Annotated in this window: 9 protein-coding genes; 3 read left to right on the top strand and 6 right to left on the bottom strand. The window is 44.5% G+C overall.

Annotated features, from left to right (window positions below):
- Window positions 1–2: 2 nt before the first annotated feature.
- The 4 genes from NDN13_RS18830 to NDN13_RS18815 form a co-directional block, all read right to left on the bottom strand.
- Window positions 3–15,287 (bottom strand): BapA/Bap/LapF family large adhesin, encoded by a 15,285-nt coding sequence (locus NDN13_RS18830; RefSeq protein ID WP_251116535.1) that lies wholly within the window; start codon window positions 15,285–15,287, stop codon window positions 3–5.
- A 469-nt stretch (window positions 15,288–15,756) separates the two neighbouring features.
- Window positions 15,757–17,256, bottom strand: coding sequence for a cation:proton antiporter (locus NDN13_RS18825; RefSeq protein WP_251116534.1), 1,500 nt, complete (start codon window positions 17,254–17,256; stop codon window positions 15,757–15,759).
- Window positions 17,257–17,537: 281 nt separating this feature from the next.
- A complete protein-coding gene (gene ypfJ / locus NDN13_RS18820) occupies window positions 17,538–18,428 on the bottom strand; it encodes a KPN_02809 family neutral zinc metallopeptidase (protein WP_005205856.1) in 891 nt (296 codons plus the stop codon).
- Between the two features lie 37 nt (window positions 18,429–18,465).
- Window positions 18,466–19,392, bottom strand: a complete 927-nt coding sequence (locus NDN13_RS18815; protein WP_251116533.1) for a DUF808 domain-containing protein — start codon at window positions 19,390–19,392, stop codon at window positions 18,466–18,468.
- Between the two features lie 164 nt (window positions 19,393–19,556).
- On the opposite strand from NDN13_RS18815, the gene trpS reads away from it, so the two are divergent.
- The 3 genes from trpS (at window position 19,557) to NDN13_RS18800 (ending at window position 23,373) form a co-directional block, all read left to right on the top strand.
- On the top strand, window positions 19,557–20,570 hold the full coding sequence (gene trpS, locus NDN13_RS18810) for a tryptophan--tRNA ligase (protein WP_004652187.1): 1,014 nt from the start codon (window positions 19,557–19,559) through the stop codon (window positions 20,568–20,570).
- Window positions 20,571–20,985: 415 nt separating this feature from the next.
- A complete protein-coding gene (locus NDN13_RS18805; RefSeq protein WP_251116532.1) occupies window positions 20,986–21,630 on the top strand; it encodes a YqiJ family protein in 645 nt (214 codons plus the stop codon).
- A 30-nt stretch (window positions 21,631–21,660) separates the two neighbouring features.
- Entirely contained in the window at window positions 21,661–23,373 is a 1,713-nt protein-coding gene (locus tag NDN13_RS18800) for a flotillin family protein (protein ID WP_251116531.1), read from the top strand.
- 59 nt (window positions 23,374–23,432) lie between these two features.
- Here NDN13_RS18800 and NDN13_RS18795 read toward each other — a convergent pair whose 3' ends face one another.
- Both NDN13_RS18795 and NDN13_RS18790 read right to left on the bottom strand, forming a co-directional pair.
- Window positions 23,433–23,768 (bottom strand): hypothetical protein, encoded by a 336-nt coding sequence (locus tag NDN13_RS18795; protein ID WP_251116530.1) that lies wholly within the window; start codon window positions 23,766–23,768, stop codon window positions 23,433–23,435.
- Window positions 23,769–23,788: 20 nt separating this feature from the next.
- Entirely contained in the window at window positions 23,789–24,265 is a 477-nt protein-coding gene (locus NDN13_RS18790) for a DUF6985 domain-containing protein (protein WP_251116529.1), read from the bottom strand.
- Between the last annotated feature and the right edge of the window lie 63 nt (window positions 24,266–24,328).

The raw sequence follows: 24,328 nt of genomic DNA, 5'->3' as shown, positions 1-24,328 counted from the left end.
GATTAGTAAATGATTTGTCCATTATTCAACAAATCATTCAGCGTTAACGGTGCTGTAATATTTGTGAGCTGTAACAATGGAGTTTCGGTATAGGTACCTTCAATCAATACGCCACCATCACGGTCTACACTGATCGTTGCAGTTTGTGTACCTGCATCGTAGCTCACCGAAACATATTGACCAATGGTTAGACTGTTTTGAGTACCAATCAACAAGTTACTTAAATCAATCTTATCCGCTTGATCATCTGTCGCGGTATTACCGACATGGAAGTCAGTCCAGATGTCTACACCACCACCTGTTGTATTACCACCTGTTGCATTGGTAACGCTCGCAGCGGTCAATGTGTTGTAGATCAAGGTGTCAGAACCATTACCCAATGTGAAGACATCATTTGCAGACGTACTCACCACCAAACTATTCAACTCTTGACTCAAGTTAATCGTCAATGAAGAGGTATATTCACTGCCATCAATCACAGAAACCAACTTGTAATCAATCACATCAGACGTTGCATTTGCAGCACTATCAAATGGTTTGTAGAAGTAAGAACCATCATTGTAGAGATACAATGTACCTTCACCTGTATTCACACCCTGACCAGCAGCTAATTCATAGCTACCTGTTGTTGAGTTAAAGACATGCAGTTGGGTACCCTCAGCAACATCATTCGTTAATACATTACCTGTAATCCAATCTGTTTGACCGTCTGGTATGTATTGGTTTAGATGCGTAGCTGTTGTAGTGACAACTGAGTCTAGAGTTACCACGCCTAAGGAAATCAAGCTAGATAAGCTAAAGACCACACGATAAGTTCCTTCTGACAGATGAGGGATATCTGCAGAGAATGCTGGAGCACCCAACACACCAGCTAAAGCCGTCGCCGAACCCGAATATGCAGTATCAACCCAAGACGCGCCAACCAATTGCTGAATTGTATATCCAGTCGTTGGGAAAGCAGACAAGCTTAATGATGCCGTATAATTCAACTGCACATGAACATCACTTACAGTATTAGCAGCAATCACAAATTGGTTAGATGTCACAGTACTGCTCAATACAGGAAGCGGTATTGGGAAACCAGCTAAATTACCGATGGTCACATTACCACTTGTTACATCTACAACAGGATCAGTGACATGCTTCATACTAATGGTTGCATCGTCAGTATCAGCAATAACCGAAGGTGCTGGAAGTGTTGCATCTGCAGAAGGATCTGCGATGTTCCAATTCACATCAACATCAGGTGAACCCACCTGGATATGTAATGTAGCGGTATCGGTTCTACCTGTTACAGGATCTACGACGGTGTAGGTGAAACTATCCACTTTACCGACATTCGCCATATTCGCTGTTGCTTGGTAAGTATAAGTACCATCTGAACCAATTGTTAATGTTCCATATGCACCAACAATCGTTGTTGGAACACCAACAATAACACCTTCAACATTGCCATTTTCTGATGTCACTGATGTCACAACAGTCGTGGTGGTAATATAGTCTGGCGTATAGTTTGGACCATATATCGCTGAGTCACCATCAGCAAGGACATTGCCTGTGATTGGATCAACAACCAATACTGGCGGCTGAGTAATATCACCATGATTCAATGTGATATCCGCAGTGACATTACCTAAAGCAGTCAGAAGTGTATTGCTCTCCATGAACAGCTCGTAAGTACCTGCACTCAAGTTATCAACCTTGAATTGAACTTCGGAACCAAAGATACCTAACAGATCAAGTACACCCGTATTGGCACTGTCAGCAATCACTGTACGACTACCGTCTGGATTGACTCGTGTTAATACCACATGTAAGCCATCAACAATCGTTGCCACTGAACCAAAGTTTACAGAGATAATCGCATCAGTAAGATGACCTGGATCTACGTCAAATGTCGCTGTACCTTGTTTAGTACCGATCACAATACCGCCAATACCGAGTAACCAGTTATAGCTAATCGCATTATCAAGGACTTCTGTGGTGACAGGATAAACCATGTCAATTTCAGCCGAAGCAACATTATCCATTGCATCCACTGGAACTGGACCTGTAATCACAGCAGGTTGAGATGGATCTGCTGGATTCCATGTCATATCGACACCGTTACTATCCAAGTGAACATAGAGAACCGCTTGTGAAGTATTGCCTGTAACAGGATCGAGTAAGGTATAAGTAAACTGGTCAACCTGTCCAAGATTTAAACCATTCGCATTTGGTGTGTAAGTGTAGTTACCATCTTGATCAATCACCAAGTTACCGTATGTGCCCACAATAGTGGTTGTACCTGTTGCACTTACTGGATCACCATTCACCATTGAGATGACAGCATTGCTGCTCGCAGCATCAACTGCCCCATTAATACCCACATCTTTGATGACATTGCCAGAGATTGGTTCAACAGAATATCCAGCAATAACATATGGATTATAAACATCCATTGTACCTGTTAATGTTCCGCCTAAGCCTACACCCAACAAGCCTTCATAACCGATAAAGGCACGATATTGACCAGCTTCCAAACCCTCAATCACCGCAGTTGCCACCCCACCAATGAGGGATAAATCAACCAATGTTGCTTGTGGATTAGTACCACCAATAGAGACCCACTGTCCTGTTGTTGCATCATATTTTTGAACAACCAGCGAGTAATCACTCAAGAGGTTCGCAGTCAATAATCCGCTGAAAGTAAATGTTGCTGTACCTTCACGATCAGCATCAACATTGAATGCAACAGTGGCATCACCCAGCAATTGTAAATTTAATCCAGCCAGAGAAACAGCAGCGAGATAACTTGCACTTCCAAGGGCTACATCATCAGCAACTAACAATGCTTCTGGATTAATTTCCGCAACAGCAAGGTTATCTGATGCTTTCACTGAACTTAATTGGATGTTCAATGTCGCTTGAGCCGTATCACCCGTTACAGGATCTCTTAAGGTATATACAAACTGATCAGTTTGACCAATCCCTGCCGCATTTGAGTTCGGTGTATAAACATATGAGCCATCGAGATTGATAACCAGATCACCGAAAGCACCAGTAATTACAGTACCATCTGCTAACACAGGTTGACCATTCACTGCATTAATCACAGTTGTTGGTGTGACCACATCAGCTTGACCACTATCATTGAGGTCTACAATCACGTTACCCGTAGCCGTTTCTGTGTAGAATCCGCCAATTTGAGTGGTATCGTAGATATCCATTGTCGCAGTTAAAGTACCAAGTAAGCCTATACCTGCAAGGCCTGTATAGGTCATAAAGGCACGATATTGACCTTCTTCAAGACCATCTAGAGCTACGCCTGGGGTCGAACCTAGTAAAGTCAGTTTAATAATATCGGCTTGGCCACCGCCATACACTGAAGTCCATTGACCCGTCACAGGATCCAATTTCTGAACCACAAGTGAGTAATCAGCCAGTGCGTTCACACCGATGAGTGCACTATAGGTAAATGTTGCATTACCTTCTTGATTTGCCGCCACACTAAAGCCGATTGCTTCAGAGCCGAGTTGTAAATCAAGCCCTGCAAGTGAAACAAGTGCTAAGTATGTTTTGCTACCAAGTAGTGCATCATCTGAAATCAGCAATGGTTGAGGAGCAAGTACTGCCGTATCAAAATTATCGAATGCAATGATAGAGCTGGCCAGCGTATAGGTTTGTGTGTCTTGAAGCGTACTATTATTACCGGCTATATCTGTAAAGGTTGCTGTCGCCTCAATCGTTAAATCTGTATCGGCGGCAAGTTGACTACCTAGAACACCTATGCTCCAAGTACTTGTTAAAGGATCAACCACTGCGGTGTAATTGGTTCCATTTACATTCACTTGAACTGAAGTTATTACTGCATCAGCTGGAATCGTCAAGGTACCAGTCAATGTGACTGTACCTGATACTTCCGCTGCATCGAGAATATTGTCTCCAGTGATTGCATTAATTGCGATTGCAGCAGTCGTGATATCAGGAGGTGTAATATCAATGGTTACTGATGAATCAGCACTATCAATGTTACCTTGAGCATCGACTGCTTCTGCATGAATCGCTAATGAGCCATCAGCCAAGACTGCTATCGCTGCAGTGATGAAGCCATTCACCAAGTCCGCTGCTGTTACTGTGTAGTTGGTACCATTTACGGTTACCACTGTTCCCACTGCTGCATCTGGACCGAGTGCCACTTGTGCATCGAAGCTACCATCCGCACCCAATTCAGTCGCATTCAAGATACCATCACCGTTCAGATCATCTGGAACTGTGATCGCACCAATCAAGTCAGCTGCAACTGTATCCACCGTGATGGTTACATCTGCATCTGCACTGTCAATGTTACCTTGAGCATCCACCGCTTCTGCATGGATTGTGATGCTGCCATCTGCTGCAACGGCTATCGCTGCAGTGATGAAGCCATTCACCAAGTCCGCTGCTGTTACTGTGTAGTTGGTACCATTTACGGTTACCACTGTACCCACTGCTGCATCTGGACCAAGTGCCACTTGTGCATCGAAGCTACCATCTGCACCCAATTCAGTCGCATTCAAGATACCATCACCGTTCAGATCATCTGGAACTGTGATCGCACCAATCAAGTCAGCTGCAACTGTATCCACCGTGATGGTTACATCTGCATCTGCACTGTCAATGTTACCTTGAGCATCCACCGCTTCTGCATGGATTGTGATGCTGCCATCTGCTGCAACGGCTATCGCTGCAGTGATGAAGCCATTCACCAAGTCCGCTGCTGTTACTGTGTAGTTGGTACCATTTACGGTTACCACTGTACCCACTGCTGCATCTGGACCGAGTGCCACTTGTGCATCGAAGCTACCATCTGCACCCAATTCAGTCGCATTCAAGATACCGTCACCGTTCAGATCATCTGGAACTGTGATCGCACCAATCAAGTCAGCTGCAACTGTATCCACCGTGATGGTTACATCTGCATCGGCACTGTCAATGTTACCTTGAGCATCCACCGCTTCTGCATGGATTGTGATGCTGCCATCTGCTGCAACGGCTATCGCTGCAGTGATGAAGCCATTCACCAAGTCCGCTGCTGTTACTGTGTAGTTGGTACCATTTACGGTTACCACTGTACCCACTGCTGCATCTGGACCAAGTGCCACTTGTGCATCGAAGCTACCATCCGCACCCAATTCAGTCGCATTCAAGATACCGTCACCGTTCAGATCATCTGGAACTGTGATCGCACCAATCAAGTCAGCTGCAACTGTATCCACCGTGATGGTTACATCTGCATCGGCACTGTCAATGTTACCTTGAGCATCCACCGCTTCTGCATGGATTGTGATGCTGCCATCTGCTGCAACGGCTATCGCTGCAGTGATGAAGCCATTCACCAAGTCCGCTGCTGTTACTGTGTAGTTGGTACCATTTACGGTTACCACTGTTCCCACTGCTGCATCTGGACCGAGTGCCACTTGTGCATCGAAGCTACCATCCGCACCCAATTCAGTCGCATTCAAGATACCGTCACCGTTCAGATCATCTGGAACTGTGATCGCACCAATCAAGTCAGCTGCAACTGTATCCACCGTGATGGTTACATCTGCATCGGCACTGTCAATGTTACCTTGAGCATCCACCGCTTCTGCATGGATTGTGATGCTGCCATCTGCTGCAACGGCTATCGCTGCAGTGATGAAGCCATTCACCAAGTCCGCTGCTGTTACTGTGTAGTTGGTACCATTTACGGTTACCACTGTTCCCACTGCTGCATCTGGACCGAGTGCCACTTGTGCATCGAAGCTACCATCCGCACCCAATTCAGTCGCATTCAAGATACCATCACCGTTCAGATCATCTGGAACTGTGATCGCACCAATCAAGTCAGCTGCAACTGTATCCACCGTGATGGTTACATCTGCATCTGCACTGTCAATGTTACCTTGAGCATCCACCGCTTCTGCATGGATTGTGATGCTGCCATCTGCTGCAACGGCTATCGCTGCAGTGATGAAGCCATTCACCAAGTCCGCTGCTGTTACTGTGTAGTTGGTACCATTTACGGTTACCACTGTTCCCACTGCTGCATCTGGACCGAGTGCCACTTGTGCATCGAAGCTACCATCCGCACCCAATTCAGTCGCATTCAAGATACCGTCACCGTTCAGATCATCTGGAACTGTGATCGCACCAATCAAGTCAGCTGCAACTGTATCCACCGTGATGGTTACATCTGCATCTGCACTGTCAATGTTACCTTGAGCATCCACCGCTTCTGCATGGATTGTGATGCTGCCATCTGCTGCAACGGCTATCGCTGCAGTGATGAAGCCATTCACCAAGTCCGCTGCTGTTACTGTGTAGTTGGTACCATTTACGGTTACCACTGTTCCCACTGCTGCATCTGGACCGAGTGCCACTTGTGCATCGAAGCTACCATCCGCACCCAATTCAGTCGCATTCAAGATACCGTCACCGTTCAGATCATCTGGAACTGTGATCGCACCAATCAAGTCAGCTGCAACTGTATCCACCGTGATGGTTACATCTGCATCTGCACTGTCAATGTTACCTTGAGCATCCACCGCTTCTGCATGGATTGTGATGCTGCCATCTGCTGCAACGGCTATCGCTGCAGTGATGAAGCCATTCACCAAGTCCGCTGCTGTTACTGTGTAGTTGGTACCATTTACGGTTACCACTGTACCCACTGCTGCATCTGGACCGAGTGCCACTTGTGCATCGAAGCTACCATCCGCACCCAATTCAGTCGCATTCAAGATACCATCACCGTTCAGATCATCAGGAACTGTGATCGCACCAATCAAGTCAGCTGCAACTGTATCCACCGCGATGGTTACATCTGCATCTGCACTGTCAATGTTACCTTGAGCATCCACCGCTTCTGCATGGATTGTGATGCTGCCATCTGCTGCAACGGCTATCGCTGCAGTGATGAAGCCATTCACCAAGTCCGCTGCTGTTACTGTGTAGTTGGTACCATTTACGGTTACCACTGTACCCACTGCTGCATCTGGACCGAGTGCCACTTGTGCATCGAAGCTACCATCTGCACCCAATTCAGTCGCATTCAAGATACCGTCACCGTTCAGATCATCTGGAACTGTGATCGCACCAATCAAGTCAGCTGCAACTGTATCCACCGTGATGGTTACATCTGCATCTGCACTGTCAATGTTACCTTGAGCATCCACCGCTTCTGCATGGATTGTGATGCTGCCATCTGCTGCAACGGCTATCGCTGCAGTGATGAAGCCATTCACCAAGTCCGCTGCTGTTACTGTGTAGTTGGTACCATTTACGGTTACCACTGTACCCACTGCTGCATCTGGACCAAGTGCCACTTGTGCATCGAAGCTACCATCTGCACCCAATTCAGTCGCATTCAAGATGCCGTCACCGTTCAGATCATCTGGAACTGTGATCGCACCAATCAAGTCAGCTGGAATGGTATCAATCGTAACTGCACCCGTATCTGTACCCACATTGCCTGCCAAGTCTGTGGCAGTCACTGTGACCGCATGTGGACCTTCACCCAACACTGGTAATACATTGTCTGGAAGTGTCCATGTACCATCACCATTGTTCACTGCTGGATAGTCAACGCCATCCACATTCACAACAATGGTCGCATTCGGATCATTGATCGTACCTGTCAACTCAGGAGTGGTGTCATTAGTAGTTTCATCTGTAAATGTTACAACTGGTGGTAAGCCATCTCCATCAACAATCTCTGTACCCGGCAATGAAACGTTTCCTGCCAAGTCTGTTGCTGTTGCTGTAACGGTATCACCATCAACCAGATTACCTGGATTTGGTACTGTCCACGCACCTGTGATTGGATCAGTTGGCACTTGAACTGTGGTTCCGTTCGGGAAGGTCACCGTCACTGTCGAACCTGGTTCTGCTGTTCCTGTAATCGGATCAACTGCATTGATTGGATCAATGTCTGGTGCATTCGGTGCAATCGTATCGATTGTCACTGTACCTGTATCCGTACCCACATTGCCTGCCAAGTCTGTGGCAGTCACTGTGACCGCATGTGGACCTTCACCCAACACTGGTAATACATTGTCTGGAAGCGTCCAAGTACCATCACCATTGTTCACTGCTGGATAGTCAACGCCATCCACATTCACCACAATCGTTGCATTCGGATCGTTGATCGTACCGCTCAAGTCTGGTGTTGAGTCATTGGTGAATTCATCATTCAACGCGACGACTGGTGGTAAGCCATCTCCATCAACAATCTCTGTACCCGGCAATGAAACGTTTCCTGCCAAGTCTGTTGCTGTTGCTGTAACGGTATCACCATCAACCAGATTACCTGGATTTGGTACTGTCCACGCACCTGTGATTGGATCAGTTGGCACTTGAACTGTGGTTCCGTTCGGGAAGGTCACCGTCACTGTCGAACCTGGTTCTGCTGTTCCTGTAATCGGATCAACTGCATTGATTGGATCAATGTCTGGTGCATTCGGTGCAATCGTATCGATTGTCACTGTACCTGTATCCGTACCCACATTGCCTGCCAAGTCTGTGGCAGTCACTGTGACCGCATGTGGACCTTCACCCAACACTGGTAATACATTGTCTGGAAGCGTCCAAGTACCATCACCATTGTTCACTGCTGGATAGTCAACGCCATCCACATTCACCACAATCGTTGCATTCGGATCGTTGATCGTACCGCTCAAGTCTGGTGTTGAGTCATTGGTGAATTCATCATTCAACGCGACGACTGGTGGTAAGCCATCTCCATCAACAATCTCTGTACCCGGCAATGAAACGTTTCCTGCCAAGTCTGTTGCTGTTGCTGTAACGGTATCACCATCAACCAGATTACCTGGATTTGGTACTGTCCACGCACCTGTGATTGGATCAGTTGGCACTTGAACTGTGGTTCCGTTCGGGAAGGTCACCGTCACTGTCGAACCTGGTTCTGCTGTTCCTGTAATCGGATCAACTGCATTGATTGGATCAATGTCTGGTGCATTCGGTGCAATCGTATCGATTGTCACTGTACCTGTATCCGTACCCACATTGCCTGCCAAGTCTGTGGCAGTCACTGTGACCGCATGTGGACCTTCACCCAACACTGGTAATACATTGTCTGGAAGCGTCCAAGTACCATCACCATTGTTCACTGCTGGATAGTCAACGCCATCCACATTCACCACAATCGTTGCATTCGGATCGTTGATCGTACCGCTCAAGTCTGGTGTTGAGTCATTGGTGAATTCATCATTCAACGCGACGACTGGTGGTAAGCCATCTCCATCAACAATCTCTGTACCCGGCAATGAAACGTTTCCTGCCAAGTCTGTTGCTGTTGCTGTAACGGTATCACCATCAACCAGATTACCTGGATTTGGTACTGTCCACGCACCTGTGATTGGATCAGTTGGCACTTGAACTGTGGTTCCGTTCGGGAAGGTCACCGTCACTGTCGAACCTGGTTCTGCTGTTCCTGTAATCGGATCAACTGCATTGATTGGATCAATGTCTGGTGCATTCGGTGCAATCGTATCGATTGTCACTGTACCTGTATCCGTACCCACATTGCCTGCAGCATCTGTCGCAGTCACCGTCACGGTATGGTCGCCTTCACCTAAGGTCGGTAAGGTGTTGTCTGCCAAGGTCCACGTACCATCACCATTGTTCACTGCTGGATAGTCAACGCCATCCACATTCACCACAATCGTAGCCGTTGGGTCATTCACGGTACCGGTCAATGCAGGAGTTGCATCGTTGCTGAGGTCATCATCTACCGTCACGATCGGCGCAGTCACATCTGTAGAAACCGTACCTGTGCCTGGTAATGAGGTGTTGCCTGCTGGGTCAGTCGCTGTCGCAGTGACTGTCTCACCATTGGTTAAGCCACCTGGGTTTGGTGTGGTCCATGCCCCAGTGGTTGGGTCGGTTGGTACTTGAACACTTGTACCATCCGGGAAGGTTACCGTTACTGTTGAACCAGGTTCTGCCGTACCACTGATTGGGTCGGTCGCATTGATTGGATCAAGGACCGGTGCATTTGGTGCAACCGTATCAATCGTAATCGTACCCGTATCGGTACCCACATTGCCTGCAGCATCTGTCGCAGTCACCGTCACGGTATGGTCGCCTTCACCTAAGGTCGGTAAGGTGTTGTCCGCCAAGGTCCACGTGCCATCACCATTGTTGGTCGCTGGATAGTCAACGCCATCCACATTCACCACAATCGTAGCCGTTGGGTCATTCACGGTACCGGTCAATGCAGGGGTTGCATCGTTGCTGAGGTCATCATCTACCGTCACGATCGGCGCAGTCACATCTGTAGAAACCGTACCTGTGCCTGGTAATGAAGTGTTGCCTGCTGGGTCAGTCGCTGTCGCAGTGACTGTCTCACCATTGGTTAAGCCACCTGGGTTTGGTGTGGTCCATGCCCCAGTGGTTGGGTCGGTTGGTACTTGAACACTTGTACCATCCGGGAAGGTTACCGTTACTGTTGAACCAGGTTCTGCCGTACCACTGATTGGGTCGGTCGCATTGATTGGATCAAGGACCGGTGCATTTGGTGCAACCGTATCAATCGTAATCGTACCCGTATCGGTACCCACATTGCCTGCAGCATCTGTCGCAGTCACCGTCACGGTATGGTCGCCTTCACCTAAGGTCGGTAAGGTGTTGTCCGCCAAGGTCCACGTGCCATCACCATTGTTGGTCGCTGGATAGTCAACGCCATCCACATTCACCACAATCGTAGCCGTTGGGTCATTCACGGTACCGGTCAATGCAGGGGTTGCATCGTTGCTGAGGTCATCATCTACCGTCACGATCGGTGCAGTCACATCTGTAGAAACCGTACCTGTGCCTGGTAATGAGGTGTTGCCTGCTGGGTCAGTCGCTGTCGCAGTGACTGTCTCACCATTGGTTAAGCCACCTGGGTTTGGTGTGGTCCATGCCCCAGTGGTTGGGTCGGTTGGTACTTGAACACTTGTACCATCCGGGAAGGTTACCGTTACTGTTGAACCAGGTTCTGCCGTACCACTGATTGGGTCGGTCGCATTGATTGGATCAAGGACCGGTGCATTTGGTGCAACCGTATCAATCGTAATCGTACCCGTATCGGTACCGACATTGCCTGCAGCATCTGTCGCAGTCACCGTCACGGTATGGTCGCCTTCACCTAAGGTCGGTAAGGTGTTGTCCGCCAAGGTCCACGTGCCATCACCATTGTTCACTGCTGGATAGTCAACGCCATCCACATTCACCACAATCGTAGCCGTTGGGTCATTCACGGTACCGGTCAATGCAGGAGTTGCATCGTTGCTGAGGTCATCATCTACCGTCACGATCGGCGCAGTCACATCTGTAGAAACCGTACCTGTGCCTGGTAATGAGGTGTTGCCTGCTGGGTCAGTCGCTGTCGCAGTGACTGTCTCACCATTGGTTAAGCCACCTGGGTTTGGTGTGGTCCATGCCCCAGTGGTTGGGTCGGTTGGTACTTGAACACTTGTACCATCCGGGAAGGTTACCGTTACTGTTGAACCAGGTTCTGCCGTACCACTGATTGGGTCGGTCGCATTGATTGGATCAAGGACCGGTGCATTTGGTGCAACCGTATCAATCGTAATCGTACCCGTATCGGTACCGACATTGCCTGCAGCATCTGTCGCAGTCACCGTCACGGTATGGTCGCCTTCACCTAAGGTCGGTAAGGTGTTGTCCGCCAAGGTCCACGTGCCATCACCATTGTTCACTGCTGGATAGTCAACGCCATCCACATTCACCACAATCGTAGCCGTTGGGTCATTCACGGTACCGGTCAATGCAGGAGTTGCATCGTTGCTGAGGTCATCATCTACCGTCACGATCGGCGCAGTCACATCTGTAGAAACCGTACCTGTGCCTGGTAATGAAGTGTTGCCTGCTGGGTCAGTCGCTGTCGCAGTGACTGTCTCACCATTGGTTAAGCCACCTGGGTTTGGTGTGGTCCATGCCCCAGTGGTTGGGTCGGTTGGTACTTGAACACTTGTACCATCCGGGAAGGTTACCGTTACTGTTGAACCAGGTTCTGCCGTACCACTGATTGGGTCGGTCGCATTGATTGGATCAAGGACCGGTGCATTTGGTGCAACCGTATCAATCGTAATCGTACCCGTATCGGTACCGACATTGCCTGCAGCATCTGTCGCAGTCACCGTCACGGTATGGTCGCCTTCACCTAAGGTCGGTAAGGTGTTGTCCGCCAAGGTCCACGTGCCATCACCATTGTTCACTGCTGGATAGTCAACGCCATCCACATTCACCACAATCGTAGCCGTTGGGTCATTCACGGTACCGGTCAATGCAGGAGTTGCATCGTTGCTGAGGTCATCATCTACCGTCACGATCGGCGCAGTCACATCTGTAGAAACCGTACCTGTGCCTGGTAATGAAGTGTTGCCTGCTGGGTCAGTCGCTGTCGCAGTGACTGTCTCACCATTGGTTAAGCCACCTGGGTTTGGTGTGGTCCATGCCCCAGTGGTTGGGTCGGTTGGTACTTGAACACTTGTACCATCCGGGAAGGTTACCGTTACTGTTGAACCAGGTTCTGCCGTACCACTGATTGGGTCGGTCGCATTGATTGGATCAAGGACCGGTGCATTTGGTGCAGTGGTATCCACTGTATAAACTTGAGTGTCCGTTACATTGCTGCTGTTACCTGCCGCATCCGTAAACGTAACTTTGGCATCAATGGTCTTATCGCCATCCGCTAATAATCCACTACCTGGTACACTCACACTCCATGTACCATTCGCTGAATTAACTGTCGCTGTATAAGTCACACCATTCACAACAACAGTCACTACAGTCGTCGCTGCATCTGCAGGTACACCTGTTAATGTGCCTGTTAAGGTTACATTCCCTGCCGACTCTGCTGCATTGATGACGTTATCCGCAGTCACAGGATCAATATTCAGTGTTGTACCTGAAACATCTGGCCCAACTGTATCCACTGTTTCTGTACCTGGTACAGACGGGTTACCCGCTGGATCTGTTGCTACTGCCGTAACGGTACTGCCGTTTGGTAAATTACCTGGATTTGGTGTGGTCCATGCCCCAGTCGTTGGATCGGTTGGTACTTGAACTGTAGTGCCATCTGGGAAGGTCACCGTCACTGTCGAACCAGGTTCTGCAGTCCCTGTAATTGGATCTGTACCATTGATTGGATTAATCTCTGGTGCATTTGGCGCAGTGGTATCCACTGTATAAACTTGCGTGTCCGCTACATTGCTGCTATTTCCTGCCGCATCTGTAAACGTAACTTTGGCATCAATGGTCTTATCGCCATCCGCTAATAATCCACTGCCTGGTACACTTACACTCCATGTACCATTCGCTGAATTGACCGTCGCTGTATAAGTCACACCATTCACAACAACCGTCACCACAGTCGTCGCTGCATCTGCAGGTACACCTGTTAATGTGCCTGTTAAGGTTACATTCCCCGCCGATTCTGCTGCATTGATAACGTTATCCGCAGTTACAGGATCAATGTTCAGTGTTGTACCTGAAACATCCGGGCCAACCGTATCCACTGTTTCTGTACCTGGTACAGATGGGTTACCCGCTGGATCTGTTGCTACCGCAGTAACTGTACCGCCATTTGGTAAATTACCTGGATTTGGTGTGGTCCATACCCCTGTGGTTGGGTCGGTTGGTACTTGAACTGTAGTGCCATCTGGGAAGGTCACCGTCACTGTCGAACCAGGTTCTGCAGTCCCTGTAATTGGATCTGTACCATTGATTGGATCAATCTCTGGTGCATTTGGCGCAGTGGTATCCACTGTATAAACTTGCGTGTCCGCTACATTGCTGCTATTTCCTGCCGCATCTGTAAACGTAACTTTGGCATCAATGGTCTTATCGCCATCCGCTAATAATCCACTGCCTGGTACACTTACACTCCATGTACCATTCGCTGAATTGACCGTCGCTGTATAAGTCACACCATTCACAACAACCGTCACCACAGTCGTCGCTGCATCTGCAGGTACACCTGTTAATGTGCCTGTTAAGGTTACATTCCCCGCCGATTCTGCTGCATTGATAACGTTATCCGCAGTTACAGGATCAATGTTCAGTGTTGTACCTGAAACATCCGGGCCAACCGTATCCACTGTTTCTGTACCTGGTACAGATGGGTTACCCGCTGGATCTGTTGCTACCGCAGTAACTGTACCGCCATTTGGTAAATTACCTGGATTTGGTGTGGTCCATACCCCTGTGGTTGGGTCGGTTGGTACTTGAACTGTAGTGCCATCTGGGAAGGTCACCGTCACTGTCGAACCAGGTTCTGCAGTCCCTGTAATTGGATCTGTACCATTGATTGGATCAATCTCTGGTGCATTTGGCGCAGTGGTATCCACTGTATAAACTTGCGTGTCCGCTACATTGCTGCTATTTCCTGCCGCATCTGTAAACGTAACTTTGGCATCAATGGTCTTATCGCCATCCGCTAATAATCCACTGCCTGGTACACTTACACTCCATGTACCATTCGCTGAATTGACCGTCGCTGTATAAGTCACACCATTCACAACAACCGTCACCACAGTCGTCGCTGCATCTGCAGGTACACCTGTTAATGTGCCTGTTAAGGTTACATTGCCCGCCGATTCTGCTGCATTCAGTACATTGTCCGCGGTCACAGGATCAGTATTAAATTTTACGCCATCCGTACTAGGAGGTGTGGTGTCTGTATTATTATCATTATTTCCGCCACCTCCACCCCCACCACTTGCAGCTGCAGCAATCCCACCAATTGCAAGTACAGGTAAAGCCCATAGCCATGGACTAAAACCACTCGCTGCCTCACCCGCATAAAGTAATGGCTCTACTGCTTGAATCGGCTGCAATGCTGCTGCTTCAACAGGTGCTGCTGCCGCTTCTGGTACCACTGCTGGCGTTTCTTCTAAAAAAACAGCCCCTTCATGGTCATCATCATCAGAGTCAGCATCTGCGTCAGCATCTGCGTCAGCATCTGCATCAGTTTCAGCATCTTTAAAATGTGCCCAAACCAATTGATTGTCTTCACCTTGAAGAACCAGACTGTTATCTGCTATTTCACTATTATTGAAGAAATTATGAATAACGATTGTTTCGCCATTTTTTAATACCACTACCGCATTTACACCATCTCTCTTAACAACTGAAATATCATTTGCAGAGACCTTAATTAATACAACTGAAGGTTCAGAAGGTAATGTGGCTGTTTTTCCCGTCGTATTTACAAGGGTTTGATGACTTTCCTTGGAAATAATTTGTATTTGAGACATGGTTATATTCCTCATTATAAATTTTTAATATTTAATCAATTCTTAATGACATTATTAACTTAAGTTTAAATTATTGTTTCTGAGTGATAGAGTTCACAGCACCACTTTAAATCAAACAAAATAAATGTTAAATAGCGCACAAAATAAAAAAATAAACTTACATTGTAATATTTTTTCACAACAGGATAAGATGATGATTTAAAAGAACAAAAACAAAATAATAATTTTTCAATAATTGTTAAATTTACACTTTTAAACAAATGACAGAAAAATATTTAATAGATTCCTAAAAGGTATTTAAACCAAATTTAACAAACTTTTTAAATAAACTATCTCAATTAAAATAAATTCAAAAAAACAAAAAAATCATTAAAATTTACTTAAAAAATATTTTAATTAGAACTACTCAATAAAATAAAAAAGCCTTTTACATTAAAAGGCTTTTTTAACAAAAAACAAAAATATGCAATTAAAAATTATCAGGATTCTCTAATCGTTTCACTTCTTCCCGCTTATTCGGATGATGCATGGTTGCAACACCATCATCTGTTTTCTGATCCAATAAAATTTCTGGATTATAAATAGTAATTGTTTCTCTTCCCAAACTATCTTCACCCACAATATATTTGAAACCACGACGATTCATCTTATTGCACATTCGCTGATAAAAACCCTTCAGCCCTTGGGTCTCTTCACCTGGATTGTAGTAGAAAGCATTCATCACAGCAGGTAAACCAAGACCACAAACTACACCTGACAGCAGTACACTAATAAAGGTATAACCAATCAGGATACTACTGTATTGGCTCAATTCTGGAATATTCGCCACTGCAAGGATCAACGCCAGTGAAATCCCTCCTCGAACACCACCCCACGAGAGAATTGCTAAACTGCCGTTGTAGCTTTTATTACGAAAGGATGGAAATAGGGCGAATGCAGCGAAGTTTGCTGCAAAACGAGATAAGTGCAGAATAATAAAGGCAATGATGCCGCCAATAATCAAATTGGCACTTAAATCCAGAATAAACAACTCTAAACCGATCAAGGTAAATAGGAATGAATTAATAATCCCTTCAACGGTATGCCAGAAATGGTTTACTTCACGAATTTCTCGCTGTTCTCTAATTTCCTGCCATTTATTACCGACAATCAAACCGCCAATGACACAAGCAATCGGAGCAGATGCATGTGCAAATAAGGCAACGAGATAAGAACCACTTGCAAGCAATGCCGTGGTTAAAATCAGTGACTCCATCTCATGTTTACCTCTTAGTAAACGTAAGATCGCAAAACCAAATGCAAAACCAATAATTACTGCAACAAAGATTTCATATAATAACGTTTCTATGGTTGCTAATAATGAAAAATGTTCGCCTTGCAGAACTTTCAATAAGGTCATAAATAAAGCAATACACATCGCATCATTAAATAATGACTCACCTTCTAGTTTTACAATTAGATGATGCGGTGCTCGAATAGAACTTAACACCCCTTTAACGCCAATTGGATCAGTTGCACCAAGTGCCGCACCTAATAATAGTAAGACACCAATTGGAACTGGGTAACCAACCAGCCATTGAAATAAATACAATAATCCTGCATAAAATCCTGCACATAACACTAGTGCAATCGTAGCTAAAATACCAATTGGTTTCCAGTAACTCCTTAAATCTGAAATTTTAAATTTCAGCGCAGATGAAGTTAAAATAAAACAAATCACGCCATTGATTAGAAAATCATAAAAATCAATATTTCTTACAGCAGCTTCAATATTATGAATATTAATGGTAATAAATTGATTGCCATTTAATAGACTTGCACCCCACTGCAAAATAAAGACAAAAATAGCTGAGACAATTGGAACACCAATTGCCTGAGGAAAACCGAGTATTCGTTTATTAAAAATAGTCGTCGCAATGGATAAGGCAAAAACAACCGTCAATGCTTGTAAAAGAAAAAAGTTACCCATATGACCTCTTTATTTATTCAATTTTAACAACATATACGTTATTTAAATTTTAAAATTTTAATCAATGATAAAATTTAAAATATTATGCGATTGAATAAAGAGTGAAGGTCTATGCTGTAATTCCTCCATTTTATTATTTAATTTATATTAACAAATGGTTTAGGTACAACAATAAACCAATCATCCTCAATTCAGCATAGACGCTCTTATTTTACGTTAATTGTTCTTCTGATTCGTATATCTTCCGTATAAAAATCAAGGAGCAACGCTCCTTTTTTATCCTATTTAAAGGTATTACACTGATTCACGTCACCTGATTTCAAACCGATCTGAAACCATTGCATCCGCTGTTCACTGGTACCATGAGTAAAACTATCTGGCACAACTTGTCCAGTGGCACGGCGCTGTAGATAGTCATCTCCAATTTTTTCGGCTGCATCCATTGCTTCTTCAATATCACCTTGCTCAAGGAACTGCGTACGCTTTTGATTCTGATGCGCCCAAATTCCTGCAAAACAATCTGCCTGTAATTCTAAACGTACAGAGAGTTGATTGCCTTGTGCTTGACTGGCCTGTGCACGTGCTTGCTGCACCTGACCTGAAATACCTAATAGGTTTTGGATATGATGCCCCACCTCATGCGCAATTACGTAGGCCTGAGCAAAATCCCCGGCCTGATCCTGACGAGAAAGTTCTGTTTGATTTTGTTCTCCAGAAATACCCATTTGCTGACGCATATCTTTAAAGAATGAGGTATCAATATAAACTTTCTGATCAGCCGGACAATAAAAAGGTCCCATCGCAGCCTGTGCAGTACCACACCCTGAACGTACAACGCCACTGAAGAGTACTAAGCTTGGCGGCTTATAAGTCATCCCGAGCTGCTGAAAGATTGGTGTCCAGGTATCTTCTGTATCTGCCAACACCGTTCCAACAAACTCACTGGCCTCTTTTTGTTCAGCAGTCAAATTCTGTGGTGCACTGCCCTGTTGAGAAGACTGTGCGGTTACAGCTTGTGTCGCTTGATAGGCTTGCTGTGGGTCAACCCCAAAAAATTTCCAAGCCACAAAGGCGACCACTAGCCCAATAATACTAATTCCACCTGCTTTCGCACCGCCACCACCGCGACGGTCTTCAACATTGGTACTGACTCGACGACCTTTCCAACGCATAACTACCTCACATAATTCTGATGATAACGACCTAGGTTTAAGCGGATACTTTTTTTGGCCAGAGTTTTTGGATCAAACTGACAATCATCAACACTACAGCACCAGCAAGCAAGCCAATACCAAGGTTAATCAAGGTTGGTGTTAGAGCACCGATAATTGAGCCTACACTCGGAATCAGCTCTAAATGATCAACCGTTTCTTCAGTAAAATGATGCAATAAAGGAATGGTATGCGTAATGATTCCCCCACCCACTAAAAACATTGCAACCGTTCCTACAATTGAAAGTGTTTTCATTAAAATTGGAGCAAAACCAAGCAAACCACGACCTATTTTATTTTTTAATTCAGAAGCTTGTTGTGTAAGATATAAACCCAAATCGTCAATTTTTACGATCATTGCAACTAGGCCATATACCCCGACAGTCATGGCGATTGCAATAATACTTAATACTGTCACTTTAGTCATAAATGCAGCTGTTGCAACGGTACCTAACGAAATCACCACAATTTCGGCAGAAAGAATAAAGTCTGTTCGAATCGCTCCCTTTACTTTTTCTTTTTCAAATTTGGCTAAATCGACCTCGACGTGTTGCAAGTTTTCACTGGCCACCTCTGCTGTTTTAGCTTTCTTATGAAACAGCATATGCACAACCTTCTCTACCCCTTCATAACAGAGGAATAGCCCCCCGATCATAAGCAATGGATTAATCAGCCAAGGAGCAACAACACTAATCAATAAAGCCAATGGAACGAGAATTAATTTATTAACAAATGAACCCTTTGCAACATTCCAAACCACAGGTAATTCTCGATCTGATCGTACCCCACTGACTTGTTGGGCATTCAGCGCTAAGTCATCACCTAAAACCCCAGCGGTTTTTTTAGCTGCCATTTTACTCATGACGGCAACATCATCTAAAATCGTTGCAATATCATCCAGTAGGAGTAATAAACCACTCGCCATTTTTATTTCCTGATTTGTATTTATACAACCATTGTAGAATCCCGCAGTGAAAGCACAATATGATTTTAAGAAAAAGTTAAAATTATCGCTGACGAAAAAAATTTATTTCTCGTACAATAATATCAATCTTATATCTATGAAATTACTGAATCTTGGAACATATCATGAGTAATATTGATCAACGTCCCATCATTTTGACAGGCGACCGTCCAACAGGACAACTCCACCTCGGACATTTTGTCGGTTCATTACGTTCTCGTGTAGGTCTACAAGACAGTCATCATCAACACCTGTTATTGGCTGATGCGCAAGCGATGACAGACAATGCCGATAATCCAGATAAAGTTCGCAACAACATCCTGCAAGTTGCACTGGATTATCTTGCTGTCGGGATTGACCCAAGCAAAACCACGATTTGCGTACAGTCTTGCTTACCTGCCTTAAATGAATTGACTATGATTTACCTCAACTACGTGACCGTTGCACGTTTAGAGCGTAACCCGACCGTAAAAGCTGAAATCCAATTACGTAATTTTGAGCGTGATATTCCAGCAGGTTTCTTATGTTATCCAATTGCACAGGCAGCAGACATTACCGCATTTAAAGCAACTGTAGTTCCTGTTGGTGAAGATCAACTCCCAATGATCGAACAAACCAACGAAGTGGTGCGTCGTATTAACCGCCAAATCGGTCATGATCTATTACCAGAATGTAAAGCACTGTTATCAAATATGGCGCGCTTACCTGGTTTTGATGGCAAAGCGAAGATGTCAAAATCTTTGGGTAATACCATTGTGTTGAATGCTACAGATAAAGACATCAAAAAAGCTGTCAATGCAATGTATACCGATCCGAATCACCTTCGTATTGAAGACCCAGGTCAGGTTGAAGGCAATATCGTGTTTACCTATCTCGATGCTTTCGATCCAAATAAAGAAGAAGTTGAGGAATTAAAAGCACATTATCGTCGTGGTGGTCTTGGTGATGGTACTGTGAAAAAGCGCTTGGAAGGTGTTTTACAAGAGCTCATCGCACCGATTCGTGAACGTCGTGCTGAGCTAGAAAAAGATCCTGATTACATTATGGATGTGCTCAAACAAGGAACTGAAAAGTGCCGTATTATCACACAGCAAACGCTGGATGAAGTAAAAGCAGGAATTGGATTATTCAAATTCTAATTTACGTTACTTTTCCAATAAAAAGCCCAAATTTGGGCTTTTTTATTTTAAGCCTTTGATTTAGGTTTAATTTTAGAACTTTATTAAAAAATAAAAAACTAACAATTTTCGTCACTTATTAACATCAATTAACAGTAGTTAACATGAATACCGATGAACTTAGTCAGGTTTTTTCATACTATGGGCTCGTAGGTTAGTTAACACTAATCTCATGACATTTCTCCTTTCAACCGAAACTGTTTTAAACAGATTCGTTGTTCAACGCAGTGATCACCCCAATCATTGCGTTTTTTTTCGTCTGCAAGAATGTGGTCAATTTAGGTTGAAATTTAGGCGCATTGGCTTTACTCTTATAACTGTTTTATTTTTATAAAAAATTTATTAATTAACGCTAAAAGAAATAAGAGTAATCGCGATGATCTGGGATCTTTTAACACATCCTTCTAACCTTGTTTTTAGCATTGCTTTGATGCTGTGCCTGTTTATCGGCCTACTCGAATTCATCCTATTATTATTCGGTGGTAGTTCTAGTTTTTTGGAACAATTTTTACCAGATAGCCTGAGCGATATTGATCATGCCGATATCTCTGTAGAACAACCTGATTCTGTTTTGACTCAGTTTCTGGAATGGTTGTATTTGGGTAAAGTTCCCTTACTCATCTGGCTGATCATCTTCTTAACCGTCTATGCACTCACGGGTTTAATCATCCAAGATCTGTTCTATCAATTTACCGAACATTATCTTTCTGCATGGATCATTGCCCCTGCCTGCTTATTTTTATGCATGCCACTGGTCCGTTATAGCGCTGCCTTGATTGCCAAAATTATTCCTAAAGATGAAACCACGGCAATTCAAACAGACGATTTGATTGGCAGAACAGCACATATCATTTTAGGGGAGGCTAAACCCAACTCCCCTGCACAGGCCAAAGTTAAAGACCAATTTGGCCAAACCCACTACGTCTTGGTTGAACCCGAACTTGATCTGGTTTTCCATCAAGGACAAGAGGTTATTTTAACGCAAAGAACCAAAATTGGATTCCAAGCGATTGCGACTTAATTTTTATATTTAATACATGAGGGTATTTACATGTTGAATTCAGCATTGACTGAAATTTTAATTATTACTGGTGTTATTTTTGCAGCACTGATTTTTATTGGCATTATTATCGCCCGTCTCTATACCCGTTCGAGTAAAGAAGTTTCTTTTGTGCGCACAGGTTTTGGTGGCGAAAAAGTGATTCTAAATGGCGGTGCAATTGTCCTCCCTGTCTTACACGAAATTATTCCAGTGAATATGAATACCTTACGTTTAGAGGTAAAGCGTGCGGCAGATCAGGCGCTGATTACCCGTGACCGGATGCGTGTTGATGTGATGGCTGAGTTCTATGTCCGGGTCAAACCGATTGCTGAGTCAATTGCAACTGCGGCCCAAACCTTGGGGCGTAAAACCATGTCTCCACCAGAGCTTAAAGATCTGGTCGAAGGTAAATTCGTCGACTCACTGCGTGCTGTTGCCGCTGAAATGGCGATGGAAGAACTACATGAGAAGCGTGTCGATTTTGTACAAAAAGTTCAACAAGTCGTCTCAGAAGATTTATCTAAAAATGGTTTAGAACTTGAAACCGTATCCTTAACGGGGCTAGATCAAACCAGCTTTAAATTCTTTAACCCACAAAATGCCTTCGATGCGGAAGGTTTAACCAAGCTGACTGAAACCATTGAAGACCGTCGCAAGAAACGTAATGATATTGAACAAGATGCTGATCTTGCGATTCGTGCCAAGAACTTAGAAGCAGAACGTACTCGTTTAGAAATTTCGCGTGAAGAAGAATATGCAAAGTTGCAACAAGAGCGTGAAATCTCGATTCGTAAAGCTGAACAAACCGCAGAAATCGCCTCTCAAGAAGCTGGTAAAAAACGTGAGGCCGAAGAAGCTCAAATTGCTGCTGAGCGTGAAGTGGAGCTAAAGCGAATTGCTTCTGCGCGTGATGTAGAAAATGAGAATATTCAAAAAGCTCAATTGATTCAAAAAGCACAAGTTGAACAGAAGAAAACCATCGAACTGGCTGAGCAAGATCGTGCCATTGCCATTGCTGAAAAATCTCGTGCCGAATCTGAAGCTAAAGCACATGCAGATAAGGCCCGTGCTGAAGCGGTAAAAGCAGAGGAAGAAGTTGTGACGGTACGTGAAACACAACGTGCTGAGCGTCAAAAAGCAGTCGAGCTGGTTGCAGCTAAACAAACGGCAGAGAAAGAAGCGATTGCGATTACCGTAGCTGCTGATGCAGGTAAGAAAGCCGCTGCCGATGAAGCAGAAGCCGTACGTATTGCAGCAGAAGCAGATGCTGAAAAGATTCGCTTAAAAGCTAAAGGTGAAGCAGATGCAAAAATTCTACTTGCTCAAGCGTTGGAAAAACAATATCAGGTTGATGCTGAAGGTGCGCGTGCGGTGAATGAAGCAGCCAATACTCTTTCTGCTGAACAGGTAGAAATGCAAGTGCGCTTGGCACTGCTCAAACATTTACCCGAGATCATTCGTGAAAGTGTTAAACCAATGGAAAACATTGATGACATCAAGATTTTACAAGTGAATGGTTTAAATGGCTTTGCTGGCGGTTCTGCTATTTCAGGTGAAAACACTGAACATGGCTCAACGGCTTCGTTATCCGATCAAGTAGTAAATAGTGCCCTACGCTACCGTTCACAAGCGCCATTGATTGATAGTTTAATGAATGAACTTGGCCTACAAGGTGGAGATATTAATGGTTTGACTCAAGGGTTAAAACCAAAAGCTGAGTAATATAATTTTTTTGCAGAATTGTCTTGTTCCATTGCATTAAAATGGAACAAGACAAATTATTAAACACACTCAATCCCAGCCAATAAAGCAGACATAAAAGCACGTTTATCAATAATTTCATTATCGAATACAAGTTCAATACGATCAAAGAGCGCAATAAAGTCTTCACTAGAATCCAAAATTGTTGCATGGATTAGAGTGATTAGTCGTTGCTGTGCAACCTGAGAGTATGTATTTAACTCAGGCAAAAGTAACGCCTTTACAGCAGTAATAACATCCTTAGTATGGTTTACATCCAAACCATGCAGCTTTAAACAATCTTCATCGCTTACATAGTTTGCATCAAATACCTTGAGCAAACTAAGCAGATCAAATATTTCCTGTTTAGCTTTCATTATTTCACTTAAACTTCTAGTTAAATTGTAAATGCAATATCTTGATGGCTTACTTCTTTGACTTCCCAATTGTTAATTAATACTCCTAGCCCATGTTCTGGTTCCCATGAACACTCAAAAAGTAAACCAATAGCCTCTTCTTGTGGCTCTAATTCCCCAATGTAAATGCCAACAGAAGTCAGTAATTCTTTAAGTTGAGAGGCGTTTTCTACTGAGGGAACGAGATGGGCAAAATTTTCACCGAACTGAGCTTTTAAATCTACCCAACAGTCGTGATAATAAGCCAATATGCTTTCAAAGATCTGTTCTTTCAGTTCTTTTTCTTTTTCACAAAATTGATAAGCCAGATTTAATTGCCACTCTTCAATCACTCCACTTTCAGTAGGAATAGTTAAAGTGACTTCTTTTTCGAAAATTTCACTGACATAAGGAATAATATATCTACCATATTCATCTGGCTCAATCCCTTCCAATGATATACCCGTAATCGATTCCATATAACGTTCCAGAAATTAGATGTATAACTCAATTACTTTCTTATTAAGATTTAAATTTATCAA

The organism is Acinetobacter sp. C32I (assembly GCF_023702715.1).
Classification (GTDB): Bacteria; Pseudomonadota; Gammaproteobacteria; order Pseudomonadales; family Moraxellaceae; genus Acinetobacter.
This window is presented reverse-complemented; position numbering and strand designations above follow the sequence as displayed.